General features: G+C 56.6%; 16 protein-coding genes and 1 pseudogene. 5 read left to right on the forward strand and 12 right to left on the reverse strand.

Annotation, left to right across the window (positions count from 1 at the left end):
- Positions 1 to 42 precede the first annotated feature (42 nt).
- The 4 genes from Pla52nx_RS20335 to pgl form a co-directional block, all read right to left on the reverse strand.
- A complete protein-coding gene (locus Pla52nx_RS20335; RefSeq protein WP_146520924.1) occupies positions 43 to 1,467 on the reverse strand; it encodes a sigma-54-dependent transcriptional regulator in 1,425 nt (474 codons plus the stop codon).
- The gene (locus Pla52nx_RS20340; RefSeq protein WP_146520923.1) at positions 1,452 to 2,867 is read right to left on the reverse strand and encodes a sensor histidine kinase; all 1,416 of its coding nucleotides are present in this window, start codon (positions 2,865 to 2,867) and stop codon (positions 1,452 to 1,454) included. Before Pla52nx_RS20340 ends, Pla52nx_RS20335 begins: the two co-directional genes overlap by 16 nt.
- Before the next feature lie 44 nt (positions 2,868 to 2,911).
- Entirely contained in the window at positions 2,912 to 5,743 is a 2,832-nt protein-coding gene (gene leuS / locus Pla52nx_RS20345; RefSeq protein WP_146520922.1) for a leucine--tRNA ligase, read from the reverse strand.
- 95 nt (positions 5,744 to 5,838) lie between these two features.
- Positions 5,839 to 6,537, reverse strand: a complete 699-nt coding sequence (gene pgl, locus Pla52nx_RS20350) for a 6-phosphogluconolactonase (RefSeq protein WP_146520921.1) — start codon at positions 6,535 to 6,537, stop codon at positions 5,839 to 5,841.
- A gap of 124 nt (positions 6,538 to 6,661) precedes the next feature.
- Between pgl and Pla52nx_RS20355 the strand changes: the two genes are divergently transcribed.
- Positions 6,662 to 7,447, forward strand: coding sequence for an enoyl-CoA hydratase/isomerase family protein (locus Pla52nx_RS20355; RefSeq protein WP_146520920.1), 786 nt, complete (start codon positions 6,662 to 6,664; stop codon positions 7,445 to 7,447).
- A 65-nt stretch (positions 7,448 to 7,512) separates the two neighbouring features.
- Here the strand turns inward: Pla52nx_RS20355 and Pla52nx_RS20360 are convergent, their stop codons facing one another.
- Entirely contained in the window at positions 7,513 to 9,417 is a 1,905-nt protein-coding gene (locus tag Pla52nx_RS20360) for a sulfatase-like hydrolase/transferase (protein ID WP_146520919.1), read from the reverse strand.
- On the opposite strand from Pla52nx_RS20360, the gene Pla52nx_RS20365 reads away from it, so the two are divergent.
- Positions 9,416 to 9,832: a hypothetical protein gene (locus Pla52nx_RS20365; protein WP_231742079.1), complete on the forward strand. Its 417-nt coding sequence runs from the start codon at positions 9,416 to 9,418 to the stop codon at positions 9,830 to 9,832. The two genes, Pla52nx_RS20360 and Pla52nx_RS20365, sit on opposite strands and share 2 nt — an antisense overlap.
- Before the next feature lie 137 nt (positions 9,833 to 9,969).
- Here Pla52nx_RS20365 and Pla52nx_RS32995 read toward each other — a convergent pair.
- From Pla52nx_RS32995 to Pla52nx_RS20380, 3 genes and pseudogenes are all read right to left on the reverse strand, one after another.
- Positions 9,970 to 10,128 (reverse strand): annotated as a pseudogene (locus tag Pla52nx_RS32995) (TadE/TadG family type IV pilus assembly protein); the annotation flags it as partial.
- Positions 10,129 to 10,146: 18 nt separating this feature from the next.
- On the reverse strand, positions 10,147 to 11,262 hold the full coding sequence (locus Pla52nx_RS20375; RefSeq protein ID WP_146520917.1) for a vWA domain-containing protein: 1,116 nt from the start codon (positions 11,260 to 11,262) through the stop codon (positions 10,147 to 10,149).
- On the reverse strand, positions 11,255 to 11,677 hold the full coding sequence (locus Pla52nx_RS20380; RefSeq protein ID WP_146520916.1) for a TadE/TadG family type IV pilus assembly protein: 423 nt from the start codon (positions 11,675 to 11,677) through the stop codon (positions 11,255 to 11,257). The genes Pla52nx_RS20375 and Pla52nx_RS20380 overlap by 8 nt, the downstream gene beginning before the upstream one ends.
- Before the next feature lie 372 nt (positions 11,678 to 12,049).
- On the opposite strand from Pla52nx_RS20380, the gene Pla52nx_RS20385 reads away from it, so the two are divergent.
- Both Pla52nx_RS20385 and proS read left to right on the forward strand, forming a co-directional pair.
- On the forward strand, positions 12,050 to 13,444 hold the full coding sequence (locus Pla52nx_RS20385; RefSeq protein ID WP_146520915.1) for a FliG C-terminal domain-containing protein: 1,395 nt from the start codon (positions 12,050 to 12,052) through the stop codon (positions 13,442 to 13,444).
- Positions 13,445 to 13,627: 183 nt separating this feature from the next.
- Positions 13,628 to 15,139: a proline--tRNA ligase gene (gene proS, locus Pla52nx_RS20390; RefSeq protein ID WP_146520914.1), complete on the forward strand. Its 1,512-nt coding sequence runs from the start codon at positions 13,628 to 13,630 to the stop codon at positions 15,137 to 15,139.
- A 335-nt stretch (positions 15,140 to 15,474) separates the two neighbouring features.
- Here the strand turns inward: proS and Pla52nx_RS20395 are convergent, their stop codons facing one another.
- Positions 15,475 to 16,446, reverse strand: coding sequence for an SMP-30/gluconolactonase/LRE family protein (locus tag Pla52nx_RS20395; RefSeq protein WP_231742077.1), 972 nt, complete (start codon positions 16,444 to 16,446; stop codon positions 15,475 to 15,477).
- Positions 16,447 to 16,454: 8 nt separating this feature from the next.
- Positions 16,455 to 17,951 (reverse strand): endo-1,4-beta-xylanase, encoded by a 1,497-nt coding sequence (locus Pla52nx_RS20400; protein ID WP_146521280.1) that lies wholly within the window; start codon positions 17,949 to 17,951, stop codon positions 16,455 to 16,457.
- Between the two features lie 254 nt (positions 17,952 to 18,205).
- On the opposite strand from Pla52nx_RS20400, the gene Pla52nx_RS20405 reads away from it, so the two are divergent.
- Positions 18,206 to 18,931: a FliG C-terminal domain-containing protein gene (locus Pla52nx_RS20405; protein ID WP_146520913.1), complete on the forward strand. Its 726-nt coding sequence runs from the start codon at positions 18,206 to 18,208 to the stop codon at positions 18,929 to 18,931.
- On the opposite strand, the gene Pla52nx_RS20410 is transcribed toward Pla52nx_RS20405, so the two are convergent.
- A complete protein-coding gene (locus tag Pla52nx_RS20410; RefSeq protein WP_231742075.1) occupies positions 18,921 to 20,264 on the reverse strand; it encodes a DUF1552 domain-containing protein in 1,344 nt (447 codons plus the stop codon). The two genes, Pla52nx_RS20405 and Pla52nx_RS20410, sit on opposite strands and share 11 nt — an antisense overlap.
- Positions 20,261 to 22,750: a DUF1592 domain-containing protein gene (locus Pla52nx_RS20415; protein ID WP_146520912.1), complete on the reverse strand. Its 2,490-nt coding sequence runs from the start codon at positions 22,748 to 22,750 to the stop codon at positions 20,261 to 20,263. Before Pla52nx_RS20415 ends, Pla52nx_RS20410 begins: the two co-directional genes overlap by 4 nt.
- Positions 22,751 to 22,759 lie beyond the last annotated feature (9 nt).

The raw sequence follows: 22,759 nt of genomic DNA on the forward strand, positions 1-22,759 counted from the left end.
GGTAGCAGAAGTCATAGAGGCGAGCATCCACTACTACAAATTCTAACGAACGAAGTCGTTGATATCGATCGCGAGCGATTTGATTTTGCTGCGTAGGGTGACGCGGGAGATGCCCAAGATGTTTGCCGCCTTGAGTTGATTTCCAGAGGTGTGCGTCAAAACCTGTCGAATCAATTGCCGTTCCGCGATCGTGATCGCTTCGTGGTAGAGATTGGTGCTACCAGCGTTCAAGCGATCAGCGACGAAACGTTCGGACACAAGATCGGTCGTCTCGGGCTGCGCGTCACCGAGAAATAGTTCCCCGGCCATCGGCGGCAAAAAGTCAGGCAGCAGCACATTCCCCCTGGCTGTGAGCAGGGATTGTTTCATCGCATTTTCCAGCTCTCGCACATTTCCCGGCCAATGATACTGGTTCAAAACTTCCAGAGTTTCGGGGGCGATGGTCCGGATGTCTTTTCCAAACTCGCTGCTGTAGCGTCTCAGGAAATACTCGGCAAGAATCTTGATGTCGTCTTCACGTTCACGCAGCGGCGGCAAGAGGATGGTGACCACGCTGAGGCGAAAATACAGGTCGGCTCGAAAGAGTCCTTCGGAGACCAACTGTTTGAGATCGTGATTGGTTGCCGCAATGATTCGCGTGTCGACCGTGATGGGTGTGTTGCCGCCGACACGTTCAAAGGTCTGATCTTGCAGGACACGCAAGAGTTTGGCTTGGGTCATCGGTGACATATCGCCAACTTCGTCCAGAAAAAGCGTGCCGCCGTCGGCCTGCTCTAGTTTTCCGATCCGCTGTCGGTGGGCGTCGGTGAACGCGCCTTTTTCGTGGCCGAAGATTTCACTTTCCAGCAACGCGTCGGGGATCGCGGCGCAATTGATCGCTTGAAAGGGTCCATTGGCGCGAGCGCTGTGATGATAGATGGCTTGCGCAACGACTTCTTTACCTGTGCCGCTTTCTCCTTGCAGCAACACGGTCAGGTTCTGCGGCGCGACTCGGCCGATGGACTTGTAGACTTCCTTCATCGCCCTGCATCGACCGACAATCGCGTCGCTGAGCGCATCATGCGATTGCCCGTCATCCGACAGCACCGGTTGAACCCTCACCATACGGCTCAGGTTGAATGCCTTCTCCAGCAAGCTACGGATTTCATCCAGTTCCAGCGGCTTGAACAGATAGTCATACGCTCCCAACTTGGTGGCTTCGATCGCCGATTGGACCGTCCCATGCCCGGTGATAAAAATGAAGGGAACGCGTGGATCGATTTCACGCAAGCGAGTAAACAGCTCGATGCCGTTGGTGTCTGGCAGACTCAAGTCGAGGACAACGACGTCGGGTTTGGATTGAACAAAGAGAGCCTGCCCCTCAGCACCACTGCTTGCCGTCAAAACCGTCGTCGTATCACTTCCAAAGGCGCGTTCGAACGCCTTCAATATGGACGCTTCATCGTCGATGACTAACAGGCTTTGCATGATTCCTCGCCGGATGATTTGTCACTGTCTGCGGAACTCGACGGCGACGACTGTCCATCGCCGCTGCCTTCGGACGCGATCGGCAGTGTCAGTTGAAACACAGCTCCCTGGGTGGAACCGTTGGCTCCCGTCAAGGTTCCGCGATGTGATTCCGCGATCTGACGACAGATTCCCAAACCGAGACCGACGCCATTGGGTTTGCTGGTGGCAAAGGGAGTAAAAAGCTTTGGCAGCATCGAGTCGCTGATTCCGGTTCCGGTGTCGGCAACGTGGACGCAAACTTCTTGTTCGCTTGCCGAGACCTTGATCTCCAGGTCTCCTCCCTCGGGCATGGCGTCGAGCGAATTGAGGGTCAGATTCAACATCAGTTGCTGGATTTGCGAGGCGTCTCCCCAAATCAGGATCGGATCGCTGGGGCAGTGGAGCCGAAGTGTGACACTCTGCGACTTGCACCGTCCGTCAATCAGTTTAACGGCGTTATGTATGGCGTGCTGAATCGAGAACTTGCTTGTCTCCCCTTTTTCAGGGCGGGCAAAGTCGAGCAAGCTGTTGACGGATCGCTCCATCCGACGAATCTCTTGTTCGACCAATTCCAGATCGTCCGTCGGGAATCCTTCCTCGGCAAATAGGCTGCGGTTGACTTGAATCAGCATCTTGATTGATGTCAACGGATTGCGGATTTCATGTGCGACGCCGGTTGCGAGTTGAGCCAACGTGGTCATCTGCTGAGCACGTAGAGCTTCCGTTTCGCGAGCCATCATCAACCGTTCCTGTTCGGCTTGTTCGGACTGGGTCAAGTCGCGAATGATTGCGATGCGCAATTGCCCCAACTCCGATGGGTACTCACTGATGGAGACTTGGATCGGAAACGACTGGCCACTGGCATCCTGGAACGTTGATCTGAAATCACGAGGCAAGTTCTCCAGGCTTTGCGGAATCCCAGGCATCAAGCGTTTAGTGGAGCTACCAACCACAGCATCCGCGGGGATGCTGAACAATTCCGAGCAGGCTCGATTGCACGACAAAATACGTCCGTTGGAATCAAACGTCAGGATGCCTTCGCTGGCGTTGGCGACGATGGTCTCGCTTCGCAAGTGTTCCTGAACGGCGACGCGTCGCAGCGGGCCGATGATGACCCACCACAGGACGGGTGCGCAAATCAGAGTCAGCATGACCGCATCCAAGAATGCTCTACCCGACTCGCCGAAAAATGACGGCATGATGTAGGGCAGTACAAACATCACCCCGACTTCCGCGACGAAAACCACCAGCAGCACGACCGCCAAAATCCGCGTTGGGGAACGCAGGATCGAGGAGAGGGCCGTCGCTGAGTAGGGCATCGGAAAGTCGCGTATGAGTCGCGGTGTGCTGGTGGTGTGTCGAACGGAAGCGGTGATCAACTAACCTAATCGACGAACGTCAGGCCGGGAAACCATTGGCATCCTTATTTGACCACGAAATTCACCAAGCGACCGGGCACCGCGATTTGTTTTACAATCTGCTTGCCCTCCAGCAGTGACTGGACACGCTGGTCCGCCAAGGCAGCTTCCATCATTGCGTCTTTTCCGGCCTCTGGCGGGACATGGATCTTGGCCTTCACCTTGCCGTTGACCTGCACCGGAACTTCGATCGTCTCCTGGACCAATGCGGCTTCGTCCCATTGCGGCCAAGCCTCCAAGGAGATCGACTCGGTTCCTCCCAAAGCACGCCAAAGCTCCTCCGCCAAGTGTGGTGCGTAGGGCGACAACAGGATCAGGAAAGTTCGCATCGCCGACTTGGGTCGCTGTTCGCAGCGTGTGAAATGGTTGGTGAACTCCATCATCCGAGCGATCGCGGTGTTAAAGCTCATCGCGTCGGTGTCTTCGGTGACCTTCTTGATGGTCAAGTTCAACACGCGATTCTGTTCATCGTCGCAAGGCTCATCGGTCAACGCTGATTGCAGCGTGAACTCATCTTCGCGATCGTCGACGACCATTCGCCAAACGCGATCCAGAAAACTGCGTACTCCCCCGACACCGGCCATCGCCCACGGCTTGGTGGCTTCCAGTGGTCCCATGAACATTTCATACAGTCGCAGCGCGTCGGCACCGTAGTCGCGGACGACCACGTCTGGATTGACAACATTGCCACGACTCTTGGACATCTTGTGCGCGCGGCTCTCGATTTTGATCGACGGGTCTGACTTCAACACGAACCCTTCGCCCTTCTTTTCCACGTCGTCTTCGCTGACTCGTTTGAGCTCCACGATCGATCCATCCGCCGTGACCCGCTCACCCTGTTCGTTCTTTCGCGTTTTCTTGGCCGAGACTGGGTTTCCGCTCTCGTCAAAATATCCGGTGAATTCGACTTCCCCGAGAATCATTCCTTGATTGACCAATCGACCAAAGGGTTCCGGTGTGCTGACGTAGCCACGGTCGTACAGGACTTTATGCCAAAACCGCGAGTACAACAGGTGCAACACGGCGTGTTCGGCTCCACCAACGTACAAGTCGACCGGCATCCACGCTTTTTCTTTCTCCGGGTCCACTAATGCGTCGGAGTTCTTGGGATCGATGTATCGCAAGTAGTACCAGCAGGAGCCGGCCCACTGTGGCATCGTATTGGTTTCGCGGCGGTAACGCTTACCGTCGATGGTGACGTACAACCAGTCATCGTCGGCCTTAGCCAACGGCGGTTCCGGTCGACCGTGCGGTTTGAAATCCTCCAGGTCGGGCAGACGCACGGGCAAATCACTGTCGGGCACGCCACGCATTTGACCGGTCGGATTTCCGTCGGCGTCCAACTCATGCAAGATCGGAAAGGGCTCGCCCCAGAAACGCTGGCGGCTGAACAACCAGTCACGCAGTTTGTAATTGACCGCTTCGCTGCCTTGCCCGCATTCGCTCAACCAACTCGTGATCTCCGTTTTGACTTCGTCGGTCGTCTTGCCGTCGAATCTGCCGCTGTTGATCGCGCGGCCTCGTGCGGCAAAGCACGCTTTGCCCGCCAAGATCGCATCGCGGTTGGGATCATCTGCGTCCGGCTCCACCACGGCGATGACGGGCAAATCAAACTGCACCGCGAATTCAAAGTCGCGTTCGTCGTGCGCCGGGACCGCCATGATGGCTCCCGTGCCGTACCCGGCCAATACGTAATCCGCAACCCAGATCGGGATCGGTGTGCCGTTGACCGGGTTGATCGCGTGCGAGCCGGTGAACACACCCGTTTTGACCTTGTCGCCCTCGGTGCGTTCGCGGTCGCTCTTGAACGATGCTTTTTCGCGATACGCTGCTACCTCCGCTGCTTGTTGCTGGCTGGTCAACGCGTCGACCAGCGGGTGTTCGGGGGAGATCACCATGTAGGTGGCGCCGAACAAGGTGTCCGGCCGGGTCGTGTAGACACGCAACGCGGAGTCGCCGGGTTGTTCGGGAAAGCCCAACTCACTGCGTTGAGCTTTCCAGCGATCAAACTCCGATTCCGGGCCGGTATAAAAGTCGACTTCAGCTCCGGTGCTGCGGCCGATCCAATCCTGCTGCAGTTTCTTGATCCCGGTCGGCCAATCCAAATCATCCAGTCCGCTCAACAGGCGTTCGGCGTAGTGCGTGATCCGCAACATCCACTGTCGCAGCGGGATCCGTTTGACCGGGTATCCGCCACGCTCGCTCTTGCCATCGACGACTTCCTCGTTGGCCAACACCGTGCCCAGCTCTTGACACCAGTTGACCAACGCGTCGTCTTGATAGGCCAAGCGGTGCTGGTTCTTGTACGTTTCGACGGCATCGCTGCCCGCCGCACTGATTTCAGCGGGGATGGGCAATTCATCGATCGGGCGCCCTTTTTGGGATTCGGCGTCGAACCAAGTATCAAAGAGCACCAAAAAGATCTTCTGCGTCCAGCGAAAGTAGTCTTCGTCGGTCGTCGCCAAGACACGGTCCCAGTCATAGCTGAAACCCAGCATCTTCAATTGGCGTGTGAAATTGTCGATGTTCCGTTGCGTCTGAATCCGCGGATGCTCTCCGGTCTTGATCGCATGCTCCTCGGCCGGCAAACCGAACGCGTCAAATCCCATCGGGTGCAGCACGCTTTCGCCTCGCATGCGAGCGAACCGTGAGACGATGTCCGTCGCCGTGTAGCCTTCAGGGTGCCCGACGTGGAGGCCGTCGCCACTGGGATAGGGAAACATGTCCAACACATAGCGTTTCTTGGTACCGGGCATCTCCGGTGTCGCAAAAGTATTGTTCTCGTCCCAGTAGGCTTGCCAACGTGGTTCGATTTCTGCGGGGTTGTAGCGAGGCATCTGAGGGTGTGAATGAAAAGGAAAGGTTGCAAATGAAAGTCAACACAGCGATGGCACGGCATCAACACGATGCATTTATGCGCGTACCGCGGCTCTTATGCGGGAACCGCGTCCGCCGAAACGTACCACTGAGTCGGTTTGATCAATTGAGAGGGATACAAGTGAGGTTGGTGATTCGTTGACAAGACTTGACGCATGGCGGCCTGCTTGGCCGATCCCGTGATCACAAACCAGATGTTCTGTCCGGAATTGATCGCGTCGGCGCACAGCGTGTAACGAAAGGCATCAAATTTCGGAACCCAGTTTTCGACAAACAGCCTGTCGGTGCACTGCAACGCTTGTGTTTCGGGAAACAACGAAGCCGTGTGAGCGTCGTCGCCCATCCCCAACAACACCAAATCCCAAGACGGCAGTTGCCCGGCAAAATGTTCGCGCAGAGTTTGATCGTATTCTAAGGCCGCCGCCGCGGGATCATTCACCTGGACCGGAACCGGATGGACATTTCCAGACGGAACAGGTACGTGATCCAACAAGGCTTGATGGACCATCCGGCAATTGCTGTCCTCGTGGTCATGCGGCACATTTCGTTCATCGCCCCAAAACCAATGGATGCTGGCCCATGGCAAATCCTCGTCCCGAAGTCGCTCATACACGACCTTGGGCGTTGATCCGCCCGAGAGCGAAACGTTGAACGTCCCGTTGGCCTCCACACAGCGGCGAGCCAACGCACAAAAATCGTTGACCAAGGCGGATTGCAGTGTCGGAACGTCGGGAAAGGGCTCAAATGGCGTCATGATTGGGGTTGAATTTTCGTGGGGTCCTGTCCAGATCAGTGCGTCAAGGCGGTACGATACCATGACCGGACAAACTACAAACCTCCCCCTTTTTTTCGCGGCCGCCCACCGTCCGCTCCGAACCATGCAGAACGTACGCGTCAAAGTCCACGAAAACGTCGCCACGGTGGTCTTGGATCGTCCAGAATCGCACAACGCGCTGAACCCGCAACTCGTGGCGGATTTGAAACAAGCGTTCTCGGATGTGCACCAGGAAAAACGTGTGGGTGCGGTCGTGCTGAGCGCCGCCGGGGACCATTTCTGCTCTGGTGTTGATCTCAAGGTTTTTTCAGAAATCTCGCAATTGCCTGGACACGAAGCGATGGCCCAGTGGCACACCATCTGGAAAGAACTGACCGAATTGCTGGAACAGATGCTGCGTTTCCCCAAACCGATCGTCGCAGCGGTCGATGGAAAGGCGATCGGCGCGGGGCTCTCGCTGGTGCTGGCTTGCGACCTATTCGTGATGAGCGACCGCGCGACCTTGAGCTCCAACGCCGTCCAAAGAGGATTGGTCGGCGGCGCGACTGCGGCCCTGATGTCGTTTCGATTCGGCGGAGCGATCGCAGCGCGCATGATGCTCAGCGATGCCGAGATGAGTGCCGCTCAAGCCGATGCGATGGGCTTGACCAGTGAGGTCGTCGACTCATCGCAAGTTTGGGTCGCGGCAAATCGGTGGGCACAGCGATGCGGCCAAGCCCCCCGGGAAGCCCTGCAAGCGACCAAACGTGTGCTCAACGAAAGTGTCGGAGAAGCCTTGTTGACGCAACTCTCGGCCGTCGCCGCCGACAGCGCCGCGGCCTGTACCACCGACGCCGCTAACGAAGGCATCCGTGCATTTGTCGAAGGCCGCTCGGCCAATTGGCCATGACGGCTGTTGTTCACTGAGCATCCCAATCGCAAAGAGTCAACGACCGCAAAGAGTCAACGACACTCTCAGTTCGCCTTGGCTTTCGACTTGCCCTTCGTTTTTGCCGGCGGCTTGCTGCTGATCTTCATGTACTCCTTCATCCGATCGACGTAGCCGCCGTGGCTGTATTGGCACGCCGCCATGGCTTCTTCGTATGGCTGTGTCCCGTTGCCGATCCAGTCGATGATGTTAAAGATCTTGAGCGATGCGTACGAGCTTTCACGCAACATCTCGTTCCAACACGCCTGAGCGGCGTCTTGGTCTCCGCTGCGATACAGAATCCATGCGGCCATCGCGCGGACGTGATCACTCTCGTCGTCAAGTGATTTTCGAATGACCTCCATGTCCAAATCCGCTTTCTGCGGCAACAGAAAGCATCCGACGATCGCCCAGTAGCGAACTCCGGAGTCCGTGTGCTGTAGATCCTGATAAAACTTGGCACGATTCTGCGGATCGATTGCCAACGCGGCGGCTGCGGCTTGCTGGTACGCCTTGACGTCATACAAGCTGGGATCGCGAACGATGTCGTAGATCATCTTGCCGCTTTGTTCTACCCGTTTCAGCATTTCGCTCTCGGGGATCAGCCCAGAGTCAAAGTGTTCGAGTTGCCACGCGTCCAGAGCCTTGCTCAAACGCTCAACTTCTGCGGCATATTTCGGATCGTCGACCAAGTTGTTGACGTTGTCCGGATCGACGGACGTGTCATAAAGTTCTGCGGGTGGTTTGGTGCCGAAGAAGCGTCCCGTGACCGAATCTGTCTTGCCCGCCAAGTAATGCTCTTGCCAAGCCTGCGTCGCGCGCATGTTCCACAGATAGTTGAGGTGTTGTCCCCAAGGGGCATAGGGCATGTAGTTGCGAATGTACAAGAAACGTGTGTCGCGAATCGCGCGAACGTTGTCACATCGCTCGTCCATTCGAGTACGGAAACTGACGTGATAGTCGCGTGACGCTTTGTCTGGTCCCAGGAACACGCGTCCCTGTAAGTAGTCCGGCGTCTGCGCGCCGCATAGATTCAACCACGTCTTGGTCATGTCGATGAAGCTCACCAAATCGTGAACTTTGCTCCCAGGATCGCCCGGCCGCAAGTGCTTGAACTTTTCGGGGATGCGAATGATCAAGGGGCAATGCGTTCCGCTGTTGAACAGAAAACGCTTGCTGCGCGCGATCACACCACCGTGGTCCGAATTGTGAACGACAATCGTGTTCTCAGCCAATCCGGCGGCCTCCAACGCATCCAGTGACGCTCCGATCTCAGCGTCCATCTTTTTCATCTGGTCGTGGTAGTGGGCGTAGTTCTTGCGGATGTCTGGAATGTCCGGATGATATTTTGCCAATCGAACGTCGTCGGGGCTGTGCGTCGTATGATCAACATCGCCGAACGCTTTGGACTCATGAGACAACGTGCTGTTGATGACCATAAAGAACGGTTGCTTTTGTTTCAGCTCTTGCCAATCCGCTTTGTTGGTGTCCCAGGCCTCCGTGTCAGGACGGCCTCCGATGTTGTAGTCCGTCTTCTTTTCATTGCCGACAAAGTATCCGGCTTCTTTGAGCAAGTCCGGATAGTATCGAATGCGATCGTGTGGAATCTCGTTTCGGCTACGCATCGGATGCGTGCCCATCGAGATCGCGTGGACACCGGTGATCCAAGTGCTACGAGAGGGAGCACAAACGGGAGCGTTTGAATAACAGTGCATGTACTGAAATCCCTCGGTCGCCAACGCGTCGATGCGGGGCGTCTCGGCGTATGGGTTGCCGTAACACCCGACCCAATTGACGTTGTTGTCTTCACAGGTCAGCCACAAGATATTGGGGCGTTGTGAGGAGTCAGCCTCTGCGGCGCACAGAAGATCGCGATGGAATGCCGCAGGCGTCAGAATCAAAGTCAAAAAAAGGCACGCAACCAAGAATGCTTTGGATGTATTTCGATGCATGTCAAGATCTTGCTGGGAGGGGAAGCGTTTGGGGAATCCCCCACATCTTAACCCAAATCAAGTCGCCCAACTTGCGATCTCTCCACTCACCTACAGCATCGGTGGCGGCGGTGGTGGCGGCGGTGGTGGCGGCGGAGGCGAGGGCACCGGTGGCGGATCAGGGCTTGGTGGCGGGACGGGACTGGGAGGTGGATCCGGGCTGGGCGGTGGTGGAGGAGGTGGCGGTGGCTCTGGCAAATTTGCCGACATTTGCATCGGAGCCCGCTCGGTCATCATCCGGCTGCGTCCTCGCAATTCGCCTGAGACGAACTGCGGAATGACCAACGAATTGCTGGCTGTCGGTGCTGTCACCGTGACTTCGACCAACTTGGTGTTCTCGTCGATCGTTGCCGGATTGAGCGTGACCACGCCATGATTGACTCCGATGGTCGCCAGATGATTCTCCGCACGTTGCTGCACATCGGACGCTTTCGCCCCAGGGACAATCGCGTCGCGGGCGGCCAAGTAGGCGGCGTGATTCAGGGTGTGCCTCAGCATGCTGATACGAGTGATTTCAATCCCGCCGAAAACCAACATTACCAAGACAACAAGAATGAGTGCGAACTCAACGGCGGTGGCACCCTGGCGACTCGAGTAATCGCGACCGTGCAACGCGTCGTTTGCATCGCGATGACGGGCTGAAGCGGTCCGTATGGATCTTGGGGTCGCCATGGTTGATTCCTCGTAGGCCTACTGGGTCAACAAGGTGGGTAGCCGACGAGCGATTTGCCGAAACGCATCTTGCAATTGGGTTGCATTGATCGCATGGAAATGCTCTCCGCCACATTTTTCTGCCACTTGTTGCATCAACACTTGATCGGCTTCGTTGCTGAATGTGACGGCGAATAGCGTTACCCCGGCGTCAGCGACGCTGTCCGCAGCCCACAACGGATTGGTGCCGTAGTTATGCACTCCGTCGGTCATCAGCAAGATAACTTTGGACGCTTCTGGCCTAGCAAACGCGGGGTCCCTGAGTGAGTTGAGTCCCGATTGCATCCCACCGCCGATATTGGTGCCTCCGGCATCGAACCCTTGTGAGACCAAGCCCAACTGATCAACTACCAATTGATACTCGTCGGTCAAGGGCTGCGCCGTGGCAGCGTTGTGGTTGTACATGGTCAGCGACATCAACTCTTTGGTCGGAGTTGTGTTCAGTTCGCCGATGAAGGTTTGAACGCTGCCCAACAGGTCGAGCCACCTGGCATGATTTGGAACGGTGTCACCGAAATCCCATCCGTAGGGAGCGGAATGGGGTTTGGGTGGGTAGGCGGCTGTCTCCCAAGAACTGTATGCCATCGAGCCGCTGCGATCGACAACCAACGCAATATCAATCACGCCTTGTGTGCTGACAGCAACTCGCTCCGGGCGAATATCAAAAGAGGAACCGAAGAAGGGAAAGACCGGTTTGATTCCAGAGCTGCTCGTTGCCAAAGTTCGCGTGGTCAGACGCACCGCATTGCCCTGAGCTGCCGGAACGAAGGAGTAAGCGTCACCAGAACTTGCTCGATCACTGATGCCGAACTCAAGGTCCGTGCTTGCGATGGGGACCACAAAACCACCGACCGGATTCTTTGCTGCTGCTTCTTGGGCCGCTTGCAGGGCAAGCGATTCATCGCCAGTGATCGCGTAGACCTTGCCCGCCGCTCGGGCTGCAGCGTCCGCCGCAATTTGAACTTCGGTTCCGACGGACTCCATCTGTGATACGTTGATGGCAAATGCCGCCAATGCAAATAGAGCAGGCAACAAGATAACGATCAGCACCATCGTCACGCCATGACGGTTTTGCACGCGTTGCAGTTCAGTCATTGCGAAGAGCTACCGATCGACTGAGAGTCATGCCTTGATAAAACCATCCGCCAATGAGAGCGTTGTCGGCAAAGGCGGCGGATGCGGTCACGGTCAAATAGTCGCCTTCGCCCAACGTGCTCGGGTCGGCCGGATCCATCGTGATCGCGTAGCCGCTGACTCCGTGATCGTCGAGAATGTTGCCACATTGGAATTCAACGTTCGTCGATGTGGCTCCGGGGACGGTACCGACACGCGCGCCTTCATACGCCGTGATCTTCAGCGTCTGTTGCACGTGATACATCGTGCACGCTTCGATCGTCGCCAGCATCAACGTGACCAGGACGGGCAAGCAAATCGCCAGCTCAACCGCTGCAACGCCGTTGCGTCGCGGTGATGATTGCCGGTTGGAGTTCTGACGGGACGCGGAACGCATTTGCGAGTGCCGATAAACAAGGACGTTGTTTCTGGAACAAAGGCTGTTCCATCGATCCGTCCTTGAAATCAGTTCGAGACTCAATCCTAGATCACGGTTTGGAGAATCTCTCCGATGTGCTTTCTCGTCCGAGAAACGCTAGGTTGCCACAACCTCAGTGAGGGATAACAGACGTGGATTGCCCCGCACCATGTCCGTACAAGGTCACGAAATGACGAATGCGAGGGTTCTGATGCCGCCCAAGACGAATCCAAGGATGAGAGACATCGCGTCCAGTGCTAGCATTTCTGATGGCAAGTCTCATCGAGGCGGACGATCAGGGATCTCTCTTTCGGGCTGTGAAAGGTTTTTCTATAAGCCAGGACTCTACAAATGAGAAACAAACCTCTCACCATCCAGGCCTCCGACGTGACCACGACGCAAGATTCTGAATCGGCGATTCGGCGAATCGCAATCTTGCTCCATTCGCTGCCCGAGCACACGCACGAATCGCTTCTGGAACGACTTTCAGACGCGATCCGTGATCGCATTTTGTCGATGCTGGCAACACTGGACGATGTCGACCCGATGGAGCAGTTCCGGGTCCTGAATCAGTTGCGTGAAGATTTCGGTGACGAAGCAGACGGATTCGGCGACGTCGAGTCTGAAATCCAAGACGAGATCTCCTTGGGAGCGTCGCGTTACCGCAAAGTCAATCGAAAAAGCTACGACCCACTCCGCGCTTACCAGTTCGAGCCAACTGCCGAATCAAACGACGGCATCTCAAACCAGAACGACGGCCAAGCGGATGATTCCCCACTGGCTTTTCTCGCCGGTTACGCGAACAACCAACTCGCCAAACTGCTCCTGGACGAGCATCCGCAAACCATCTCTGTCGTGTTGGCATCGATTTCACCCCAACAAGCCGCAGGTGTCTTGTCGGAATTGCCTGGATCTCTGCAAACGGAAACGCTCAGTCGCATCGGCCGACTCAGCGAAGTTGCCAAAGAGACGCTGGATGAGATTTCTCAACAACTTCGATTGCGTTTGGGCGTCGATGCAGAAACTCCCTTCGCGATCGGACGCCAAACGTTGCAAGCCATCATGGATGCGTTGCCCTCCGACGCCTTGGCATCCAATTCGTTGCGCACCAATACATTGCCTCTTGGTGAAGAGGCCAGCTCCACAGTGCGTGCTGCAAGGATGGCCCCCGATCATTCGCTTGCCTCCCAAAATCCCGTATTGAGCGTTTACCGAGGCACAGCCGATTCTGAAACCGCAACACGACGACATCCAGCCTCAGGGTACGGCGCCGAGTCATTCCAGGAACGCTCCAGCCAATACCGCTCACCGGCGTCAGACGCTGACGACTACGACGATCCAGCCCGTACAAGCGACACTAGGGCGAACAATTCTGGCAACGAAATCGACTCCATGCCGATCGAGCGGATTGATGCCATGCTGCTGCACTTGCCAGTGAGCCACCTTTGCAAGTCGCTCGGGCTGGTTTCCACACGGCACGCGTTTTTGACTTTGTGTGGACTCCCGAATGAGGCCGCCGAACGAGCTCTGGCGCAGTTGCCTCGGCGGCAGGCCAAAAAAGTTCGCCAGGGGATGCGGCACTTGGGCGACCTGCGGTTGAACGAGATCGACGAAGCCAAACGCGCGGTCGCTTTGGTGGCCCGTCGGTCGCAGGGACAAGTATTGCCCGAGCAAGCGTCCCAACAGCGAGCCCCACGCGACGCCGACAAAACCGCCGCTTCGCACTCATTTCAGCGTGCCGCATGATCGAGCGTGGCATCCGCTCTTTTCGACCAGGGCTTGGCAACTCCGTCGCGTCCCCCACAATCTGCGGATGCCCGCTGCACGTCTCTCGTCGGCGATTGAACGGCAACCGGAATCAACTTGGGGTCTGAACGGCCATTCCCGTCACTACCCCTCACTCCAATTACCCCCACTCTGAATCCTCACATGGCCAAAGCACCTCAGAACGCCATTTCCCCGACCCGCGCCGAAGATTACCCGGAGTGGTACCAGCAAGTTATCCGTGCCGCTGACATGGCCGAGAATTCGCCGGTTCGCGGATGCATGGTGATTAAACCTTGGGGTTATCGTCTGTGGGAAAACATGCAGCGTGCCTTGGACGACATGTTCAAAGCCACCGGTCACCAAAATGCCTATTTCCCGCTGTTGATCCCGATGAGCTTTCTGGAAAAGGAAGCCGAGCACGTGGAAGGTTTTGCCAAAGAATGCGCGGTCGTGACCCATCACCGCTTGGAACCCGATCCCAACGGCGGTCTACGTCCTGCCGGCAAACTCGACGAACCACTGATCATCCGACCGACCAGCGAAACGATCATCGGCGCGACTTATGCCAAATGGGTTCAGAGCTATCGCGACTTGCCGATCCTGATCAATCAATGGGCCAACGTGATGCGTTGGGAACTCAGGACTCGCATGTTCCTGCGCACCGCCGAGTTCCTTTGGCAAGAAGGACACACGGTTCACGCGACCGAAGCCGAGGCGATCGAAGAGACACAGCGGATGATCGATGTCTACGCGGACTTTGCCGAAAACTGGATGGCCATGCCCGTGACGATCGGTAGCAAGACCCCCGGAGAACGCTTCCCGGGCGCTGTCGACACGATGACAATCGAAGCCATGATGCAGGATCGCAAAGCCCTGCAAGCGGGAACCAGTCACTTCCTGGGCCAGAACTTTTCCCGCGCCCAAGAAATCGTCTTTCAAAGTGAATCCGGCGATCGCGAGTATGCCTGGACAACCAGTTGGGGCGTTTCAACACGTTTGATCGGCGCGTTGATCATGACCCATGCGGACGATGACGGATTGGTGCTGCCACCCAAACTCGCTCCCTGTCATGTGATCATCCTGCCGATCTACAAAGACGAGCAACGCGCCGAAGTGATGGAGTACATCCATTCGCTACGCGACGAACTGGCTAACCAACGGTTCAACGACGCTCCGGTCCGCGTCGAAATCGACGACCGTGACTTGCGTGGCGGTGAAAAGAAGTGGCACCATGTCAAACGCGGCGTCCCGATCCGCCTGGAAATCGGTCCCAAAGACATCGAGAAACGATCCGCATTCATGGGACGTCGCGATCAACCTAAAAGCTCGCCGATCGGTCGCGACGAATTGGTCGCCACCATCGGCACCATCCTGGGTGACATCCAAAACCAACTCTACAACAAGGCCGCCCAACTGCGTGCGGATCACTCGGTATCGATCGACAACGAAGCCGATTTTCGAGCCTTCTTTGCGACCGACGACCCCGAATCACACGAGATTCACGGTGGCTTTGCCCACTGCCACTTTGCCGACGAAGACTCCCTGCAGCCGTTGCTCAAGGAATTGAAGGTGACGATCCGTTGCATCCCACGCGAGGGCAACGACGAACCGGGCACCTGTTTCGCGACCGGCAAACCCGCAGCAAAGAAGGCGATCTTTGCAAAAGCGTATTAGACGCGGATTTTTCATCAACCGCGCTCTATCGAGAGCGTCCCGCTTAGCATGGATATTGCATCAGCCGGAGTGCGCTAGCCCGGATTATTCATCAGCCGCTATCGCGTAGCGTCCCGCTTAGAACGCATGGTTTCACGTTGAATTTCAAGCAAAATACCAGCACGACGCGCAAGCGAGTGAATAGAAGCACAAAAAGACGATTCACTCGCTTGCGCTTCGTGCTAGTAAAGACGAGAAAAATGGCTGATGCGATCAACTTTCTAAGCTGGACGCTCTCTATCGCGTGGCGGCTGATCTGCGCAGGCGTGTTCGCAATGCACGCCGCCCAACAGCAATCAGTTGGGCTTCAATCCCGCGATCGGCATGGCGACGCGATAGAGTCCCGTGCGGGCCGTGACGTACATGGTTTTTCGATCGGCTCCGCCGAAAGTCACGTTGGCTGGCTGCTCCGGAAACTCGACCAATCCAACCGCATCTCCGCCGGGTGAAAAGATCTGCACGCCGATGTGAGTCGTGATGTAAACGTTGCCTTGCTCGTCCAAAACAATCCCGTCAGCACCGGTGTCTTTCATCCCCACCGGTTGTTTCACGGCGCAAAACGTTCGCGGCTGGGATAACTTGCCCGGGCCGCTGACGTCATACACCAACATCTCTGCTTGCTGACTCGGGCAGACGTACAAATGTTTGCCATCAGGCGACAGTCCGATTCCATTGGGCGCGGCGATGTCCTGAGTCACTCGACTGACCGTGCCGTCCGCCGCAATGTAGTAGACGGCTTGGATGGTTTGAGGCAGCGGGGTGGGAGCACGAAAGAGAGGGTCGGTGAAGTAAATCCCGCCCGATGCGTCGAGTACCAAATCATTGGGCGCATTGAATCGCTTGCCATCGTACTCCTTGGCCAGTACCGTCGCTTTGCCACTCTCGGTGTCATACGCAACGACCTGCCCATCCATCTGACAAGCCAACAAGCGACCGTCGGCGGTCAGCAGCATGCCGTTGGTGTGCGCCGACTGTTTTGTGAAAACAGACAGCGTGTCGTCGGCAGCCAGACGGTGAATCGTCGTGTTGGGAATGTCGCTGAAGTAGAGCGTGCCGGAGGGTTCCCACGCCGGGCCTTCGGTAAAGGCAAATCCGTCGTGAACTTTCTCAACATTGCCGATCGGCTGAATCGTCTCGGCTGCGGCTTTCCCCTCATCCGACTTCGCATTAGGCGGATCGGCCGCGCTGGTTTGCAAGCCGCCCAGATTCACACTGCACAAACAAACCAACGTCAGCAAAAACAGGGTCCGTTTCATATGATTTTTCATCTTATCTCTCACACCAGGAAATCACGTCTCAGACGAACAAGATACTCCAAAAGCGGGCGAGGAGTTCCCCGGGAATCAATCAATCCGGAATGACTTTGCGTGTGTGGCACCGCGTCTGACCAGCCATCCCAAACGATTCCGTGCACAATATGCTTTGCCAGCAACGTCCGAATCAGTGGTGCGACAACGCGGAGCTGATCGGACCCCAGATCCGGCGAATCAAACCGGGTACGCAACGTTTCCTGGGGAGCGGCGGCCCCCGGATCTGGGCCGTGCTCGCCCGGTGAGGAAAGCTGTACCAGCAGCGGCATGCCCAATGTCGACCAGCGATCGATCATGTGCCCAAAATCGACTGCGGATCTGGGCAGCGTCGCATCGGTTCGATAGTTCAGTCGAATATCCAGCCCCAAACCGACCATCCCCAATCCACTTCGCGCCAACGCGTCGGCAAAATGCATCGGAGAGATCCCGTCACGATGCTTGGCCAAGTATTCACCGAACGGCTGGTCGAACGACACAATCGCAGGCGTCTTGGGATCATTGCGGCGGACGGTCTGCAAAATCGTCACCGCCAATCGCATGACTTGTTCGTCATCCAAGTCCAATGGCCCCGGCGTATTCAAACCGGCGGCGCAATTCCACAGCTGAACCGAACCACGAAACCGTGAAACGACTCGCTGAACAAACTGAGCAACCGCGTTGAGAAACCCATTGAAATCATCTTCCAACAGATACAACCAATGCGGCATCAGCTTGCTGCGAAAATCAATCAGTGGACCGGCCAGTACTCGCAATCCATTGCTCGCGCACCACTGAAAGGTCGTCTCAACGTTATCAAAGTCAAACCGCCCCGAGTCGGTTTCAATGTCCGACCAGTTGATGCGGATCGCGGCAGAGTTAAAGGCCGCACAAAACTGCGACGCGTGCGTTGACGATGCGGGCGATGGAGGAACGACGGAACTGGCCAAAAGCGTTCCGATCTGTGGCTCGTGTTGCTTGCGGTAAGAGATCGACTGCACCGCATAGGACTCGCCCAAGTCGATGATGGCTTGCTCCAGCATCTCAATCGCTTTCACCGCCAATTCGGCAGAGCCTTCCGGGTCGGCACGTTTTTGTGCGGCGTCCAAGAACAATGACGAACCCGCCGACAAACACTCTTTGAATCGGTCGCTCAGCGTCAGCCCCGATCGCTCCCAGATGTCCGACTGCGATCTCGCACGGTAACAACTGCCTCGAGCCAATTCCAACGGCAGGTTGTGCGGCGTATCCAGCGGTTGCAGACTGCAGGTGTTCAAGGTGCGGTAACCAAGACCGGGCATCGGACACGCCAGATACAGTTTGCCAGAAGACGCGATTGCTCGCGAGACGGTCAAACGTGAACCGTCGAACTTGCTGTGCGATTGCCATGGCACACCTTCAATGCCACATATGTACGCGTCACCCCATAGGGATTGCCCGAACCATTCGCCCACGCTTTGAGGGACATCAAAATGAAACTGCCCCATAGCGTCGGGCCGCAAGCTTTGGTGTGAGGATTGAAGGAAAACAGAGGTCCATTTGACCTCGAATCTTGTGCATCTTTTCCCCCAGCTTATCCGTTTCCACTCCGATTTGCGACCGGGACGCGGAGAAAACACTCAGCTACACCGCCGCAACGACCGATAATTACACGCTAGCTGCTCACGTCTACCGGTGCCATCACAGCGGCTCGTGTGAAACCGTGAAGAAAACGTCTCCATGCCCAATCAGGGGCCGATCGTTGACCACCCTTTCCCGACCCTCACCCACAGCTCGGCCGGCAACGCGAGCTGCCGTTCCGGTATCGACATGCTCCCGAGACGATATCCGAATCCTTGCCGAGACCCTCGTTGACGAGCCACCGAATCTCATCGCCGCGGCATTGTCCTTGGCTCCCGCGACAATCACCAACGCAGTCCTGCGGGAATGGAGCATTCCCAAGCGAATCCAGGTGATTCGTGAACTCAGCCAGCTGAAACGTCTAGACCGGCAAACGTCACTCTGCTTGCTCGCCGGACTCTCCGAAAAAATTCAGTCTGCAAAACGCCAGCGTGAGCTGGACCGGTCCAATTCCGCACACTTGGCCAACATTCTTGGCTATTGCGACGAACCGACCAAACAACGGATGCTGCGTCGGCTTTCCGTCGACGATCCCGAACTGCTGCCGAGGGTCGCTCCGCAAGTGTTCTTGTTCTCAGAGATTGTTCACCTCAACGACAAGCAACTGGCTACCTTGCTGCGTCACATCGACATCGGCACGCTCGCCATTGCTATGCAACGCACCTCGACGGAAACATTCTCACGCGTGATTGCCTTGCTGACTCCCCATGGAGCTTGGAAATTGAGCGAAGAAATGGAGTACCAACACGCCTCGACGGCCAAGGAAATCGCGGACGCTCGCGGAACCATCGGCAAGATCGCACGTGACCTGGGGCTCCATTCGATCAGTGATCACGTCACAGCGTGACGGGATCGAACAAGTGTTCAATTGTCCCCGTGCTGTCAGCAAACGTCTCCAACGGCACGCCGACTTTGTTCAACAGCGTCAGATGCAGATTCGATAGCGGCATCGGCTGGTCAAAACGAATGTGACGACCGCCTGCCAAGTTGCCGGCGGCACCGCCGGCAACCAGGATCGGCAGATTGGTGTGATCGTGAGCGTCTGGATTGCCCATGCCGCTACCGTACAAGAACACCGAATGATCCAATAGCGTTTCGTTACCCTCGGACACCTTACTGAGCTTCTCCAAGAATTCGGCAAACAGCGAGACGTGGAACTGGTTGATCTTGGCAACCTTGGCCAGCTTTTCAGGATTGTTCCCGTGGTGGGTCACCGGATGGTGTGGATCGGGCACGCCGATCTCGGGATACGTCCGTGTGCTGGCTTCGCGTGCCAACTGAAATGTGACCACGCGTGTGATGTCTCCTTGGAAAGCCAACAGTTGCAAGTCAAACATCAGCCGCGCATGATCCGCGTACTTGGCTGGCACACCAACTGGACGATCCAAATCCGGCAAATCATGATCGGCCGCTGAACCTTGAGCTAAATCAATCCGACGCTCCACTTCGCGGATATTCGTCAGATACTCGTCGATCTGGTTGCGATCGCTTGCCCCCAACTCACTCCGCAGCCGTTTCATCTCCAAGGTCACGCTGTCGAGCAGACTGCTGCGACGAATCAATGCCTGACGTCGTTGCTCAGCGGTTCCGCCTTCGCCAAAGAGTGTTTCAAATACCAATCGCGGGTGTGCTTCCGATGGCAGCGGTGTCGTCGGCGACGACCACGAGAGGTTGTTTTGATAGACACAAGCGTACCCATTGTCGCATTGCCCGACCGTGTTCGCCGTGTCCATCGCCAATTCCAACGAGGGTAATTGGGTCTGCTGGCCGAGTTGCTTTGCGGCGACTTGATCGACGGTGGTCCCGAGGTAATAGTCGGTGCTCTCGGTCAGCTTTGCACGCGCCGCACTGAGGAATGCCGAGTTCGAGGTGGCATGTGAACCGGGATACGCATTCTGAAGGTCCATGCCCGTCAAGACATTCACGTGCTGCTTGACGGCATCCAGTGGCTGAAGACTCGACGGCAACTCGTCCAGGCTGTCACCCTGCGGAGTCCACGCCGCTGAATGAAATCCCATCGGAACATAGATGTAGCCGATCCGCTTGATGGCCTCCGTGCCCGTCGTCAATCCGGCGGATGCAGACGACGGAACCATCGCATCGAGCAGCGGCAGAGCAACCGCGGCGCCAACGCCACGCAGCAATGTTCGTCGAGACAGGGGTTTGCGTCGAATGATCACTGTGTGCTCCTCATCAAAAACGGTTGGCTGCTGACGATCGCTGAGACGATCGACGAAAAGCGAAAGTCATCCTTGGCAGCAGCGTCGACGATCTGCCGAACGGCTGGCCCGTCCTGGTGACGGATCGGTCGCCCCAGACCAAACGTCATCAGCTTTCTCACCATCGTACCGACAAACATCTCCGGCCGCCGCAGAATTCCTGCTTCCAATTCATCAATTCCGTCGACCGCCAGACCATCCGGCAATCGTCCCAAACTGTCGACCTTCACGTCGCCCTCCAAGTACCTCCATCGGCCGATGGCATCATACTGATCCAACGCAAAGCCGACCGGGTCGATCAAATCATGACAACTCGCACAAGCCGGATCGGCCCGATGCTGCTGCAATCGCTCTCGCACCGACAGAGCGACACCGGCAGTCTTTTCCTTCAGGGCCGGCACGTTCGGTGGTGGCGGTGGTGGCGGCGTGCCCAGTATGTTTTCCAGGACCCAATTGCCGCGGATCGTGGGCGACGTTCGCGTGGCATAAGACGTCGCCATCAAGATGCTGCCATGCCGCAAGAGCCCTCCACGATGAGAGTCCGGCGGCAAATCAACACGACGAAAATGGCTGCCGGTCACACCCGAAATCCCATAGTGCTTGGCAAGCCGTTGATTGAGAAACGTGTGATCGCAGTGAATCAATTCCAATACACTGGCGTCTCGACGAACCACGTCAGCAAACAACTGCCGCGTTTCTTCGCCAAACGCATCACGCAAATTGTTGTCGAAATCAGGAAACAACCGCAAATCGGGCGTGATCGTCGGCAAGTTTCGTAGATACAGCCACTGATCGGCGAAGTCATGGATCAACGCATCGCTGCGTGAGTCGGTCAACATTCGCATGACTTGCTGATTCAATCTCTCCGGTCGATGCAGCTCTCCCTGCTCGGCCAAGTCCAACAACTCATCGTCGGGCAAACTGCTCCACAAAAAGAACGAAAGTCGCGAGGCCAACTCAAAATTGCTGATGGGATGGGCAAGCTGACTGCCGTCTTCTTCGTTGTCCCGCTCATGTTCCCGCTCGATACGAAACAGAAAGTGCGGGTTGACCAAGATGCTCGACAAAGCGACTTGGATGCCCGATTCGAATCGGGCACGCCAATCGGTATTCGCTGAACTGGCACTGGCTGAACTGGCACTGGCTGAACTGGCGTTGGCTGAATTAGCACGGAATGTTTCATCAAAAAACTGCATCGGGACCACCAAGTCATCCTGTGTGACCGCACGCCGGTACGCTCGCCGAGTCAGGTGACGAACGATGTCTTCGGCACACGCCCGGGCATCCGATGCAACAGCGGGATAGCGGGTGAAGATCGCGGCGCGACTGGGAGAACTTCGCTGCTCAGCCTCTTTTACTAACTCAGTGTCGTTCTCTTCGAACGGACCGACGATGGAAATCTCGCTGATCGCTGGCGAGCGTCGTGGATGTCGATGCTGGTTGTAACTCGCATCGAAAGGCTGACGCTTGATTTCCAACAACGAAGAATGCTGTTGCGGAAACGTCACGCCGACCCAATGAGGACCTTCCGAGACGGTAAATCGGGCGTTCAGCGCGGTATCAACGTGTGTGTGATCATTGCCTCGCGGTGGTTTCAGCGTGAATCGATGCACGCGTTTGCGATCGATCAGGATGTCCAGATCGTGCGACTCCGAGAGCCCTTCGACTTTTTCATCACGATCACGCATCAAGCGAACTTGAATTTCGTATTCTCCCGGATTGGGAAAGTGATGCTGCACCAACGTTCCGCCACGTGTCCCCAACGGCAAACCGTCCACATGATGTTCTTGCGTCTGATCAGCAGGCAGTCGAATGATGACACCATCAGGAGCGTCCAAACGTGTCCCCACCGCAAGCCGACTGATCTTTTGCGCCGCCACGATGTAGCGTTCCAACAAGGTCGGCGAAAGTTCGCCGACGGTGATGTTGTCGAAACCATCACTGGACGGATCCGCAGGCAGCAGTTGCGAGGCGTCGATCGGCAACGATAACAAGTCGCGGATCGCGTTCTGATACTCGCGACGGGTCAACCGCCGTATCGCATCGGGATTGCCCGGATCCGGAAACGCGTCCGCTTGGCGTTGCAGATGACGCTCCATCACGGTGATGACGTCTTCATATTCCGCCTGACTGGGTCGGTCCGAGTCCGGTGGCGGCATTTGACCACTCGCGATACGACTGAGAATCTTTTCCCACGCGAGAGTATCCCAATCTCGCCGCGGTGTTTCTGCTGTCAATGATGCAAAGGAATCCAGCGCAAACCCTCGTTCCGCATCCGCGCCGCTGTGACAATCGACACAGTGCGATTGGATAAAATCCGCAATGCTCTGAACGTCATCCTTCGGCGTTTGAGCGGCCACTGTCGCTGGAATGCCAAGAACGACAGCCATGACGTAGACGCCCAAGACCTGGGCCGATCGCGAGAAACGCAAGGCATCAACGGGCATAGGGTTGAG

The sequence above is a fragment of the Stieleria varia genome (assembly GCF_038443385.1).
GTDB lineage: Bacteria > Planctomycetota > Planctomycetia > Pirellulales > Pirellulaceae > Stieleria > Stieleria varia.

Excerpts from the sequence above, each read along its gene's own strand:
- Pla52nx_RS20335 (WP_146520924.1), bottom strand. The coding sequence starts at position 1,467 with ATGCAAAGCCTGTTAGTCATCGACGATGAAGCGTCCATATTGAAGGCG.
- leuS (WP_146520922.1), bottom strand. The coding sequence starts at position 5,743 with ATGCCTCGCTACAACCCCGCAGAAATCGAACCACGTTGGCAAGCCTAC.
- pgl (WP_146520921.1), bottom strand. The coding sequence starts at position 6,537 with ATGACGCCATTTGAGCCCTTTCCCGACGTTCCGACACTGCAATCCGCC.
- Pla52nx_RS20355 (WP_146520920.1), top strand. The coding sequence starts at position 6,662 with ATGCAGAACGTACGCGTCAAAGTCCACGAAAACGTCGCCACGGTGGTC.
- Pla52nx_RS20365 (WP_231742079.1), top strand. The coding sequence starts at position 9,416 with ATGTCAAGATCTTGCTGGGAGGGGAAGCGTTTGGGGAATCCCCCACAT.
- Pla52nx_RS20360 (WP_146520919.1), bottom strand. The coding sequence starts at position 9,417 with ATGCATCGAAATACATCCAAAGCATTCTTGGTTGCGTGCCTTTTTTTG.
- Pla52nx_RS20375 (WP_146520917.1), bottom strand. The coding sequence starts at position 11,262 with ATGACTGAACTGCAACGCGTGCAAAACCGTCATGGCGTGACGATGGTG.
- Pla52nx_RS20380 (WP_146520916.1), bottom strand. The coding sequence starts at position 11,677 with ATGCGTTCCGCGTCCCGTCAGAACTCCAACCGGCAATCATCACCGCGA.
- Pla52nx_RS20385 (WP_146520915.1), top strand. The coding sequence starts at position 12,050 with ATGAGAAACAAACCTCTCACCATCCAGGCCTCCGACGTGACCACGACG.
- proS (WP_146520914.1), top strand. The coding sequence starts at position 13,628 with ATGGCCAAAGCACCTCAGAACGCCATTTCCCCGACCCGCGCCGAAGAT.
- Pla52nx_RS20395 (WP_231742077.1), bottom strand. The coding sequence starts at position 16,446 with ATGAAAAATCATATGAAACGGACCCTGTTTTTGCTGACGTTGGTTTGT.
- Pla52nx_RS20400 (WP_146521280.1), bottom strand. The coding sequence starts at position 17,951 with ATGGGGCAGTTTCATTTTGATGTCCCTCAAAGCGTGGGCGAATGGTTC.
- Pla52nx_RS20415 (WP_146520912.1), bottom strand. The coding sequence starts at position 22,750 with ATGCCCGTTGATGCCTTGCGTTTCTCGCGATCGGCCCAGGTCTTGGGC.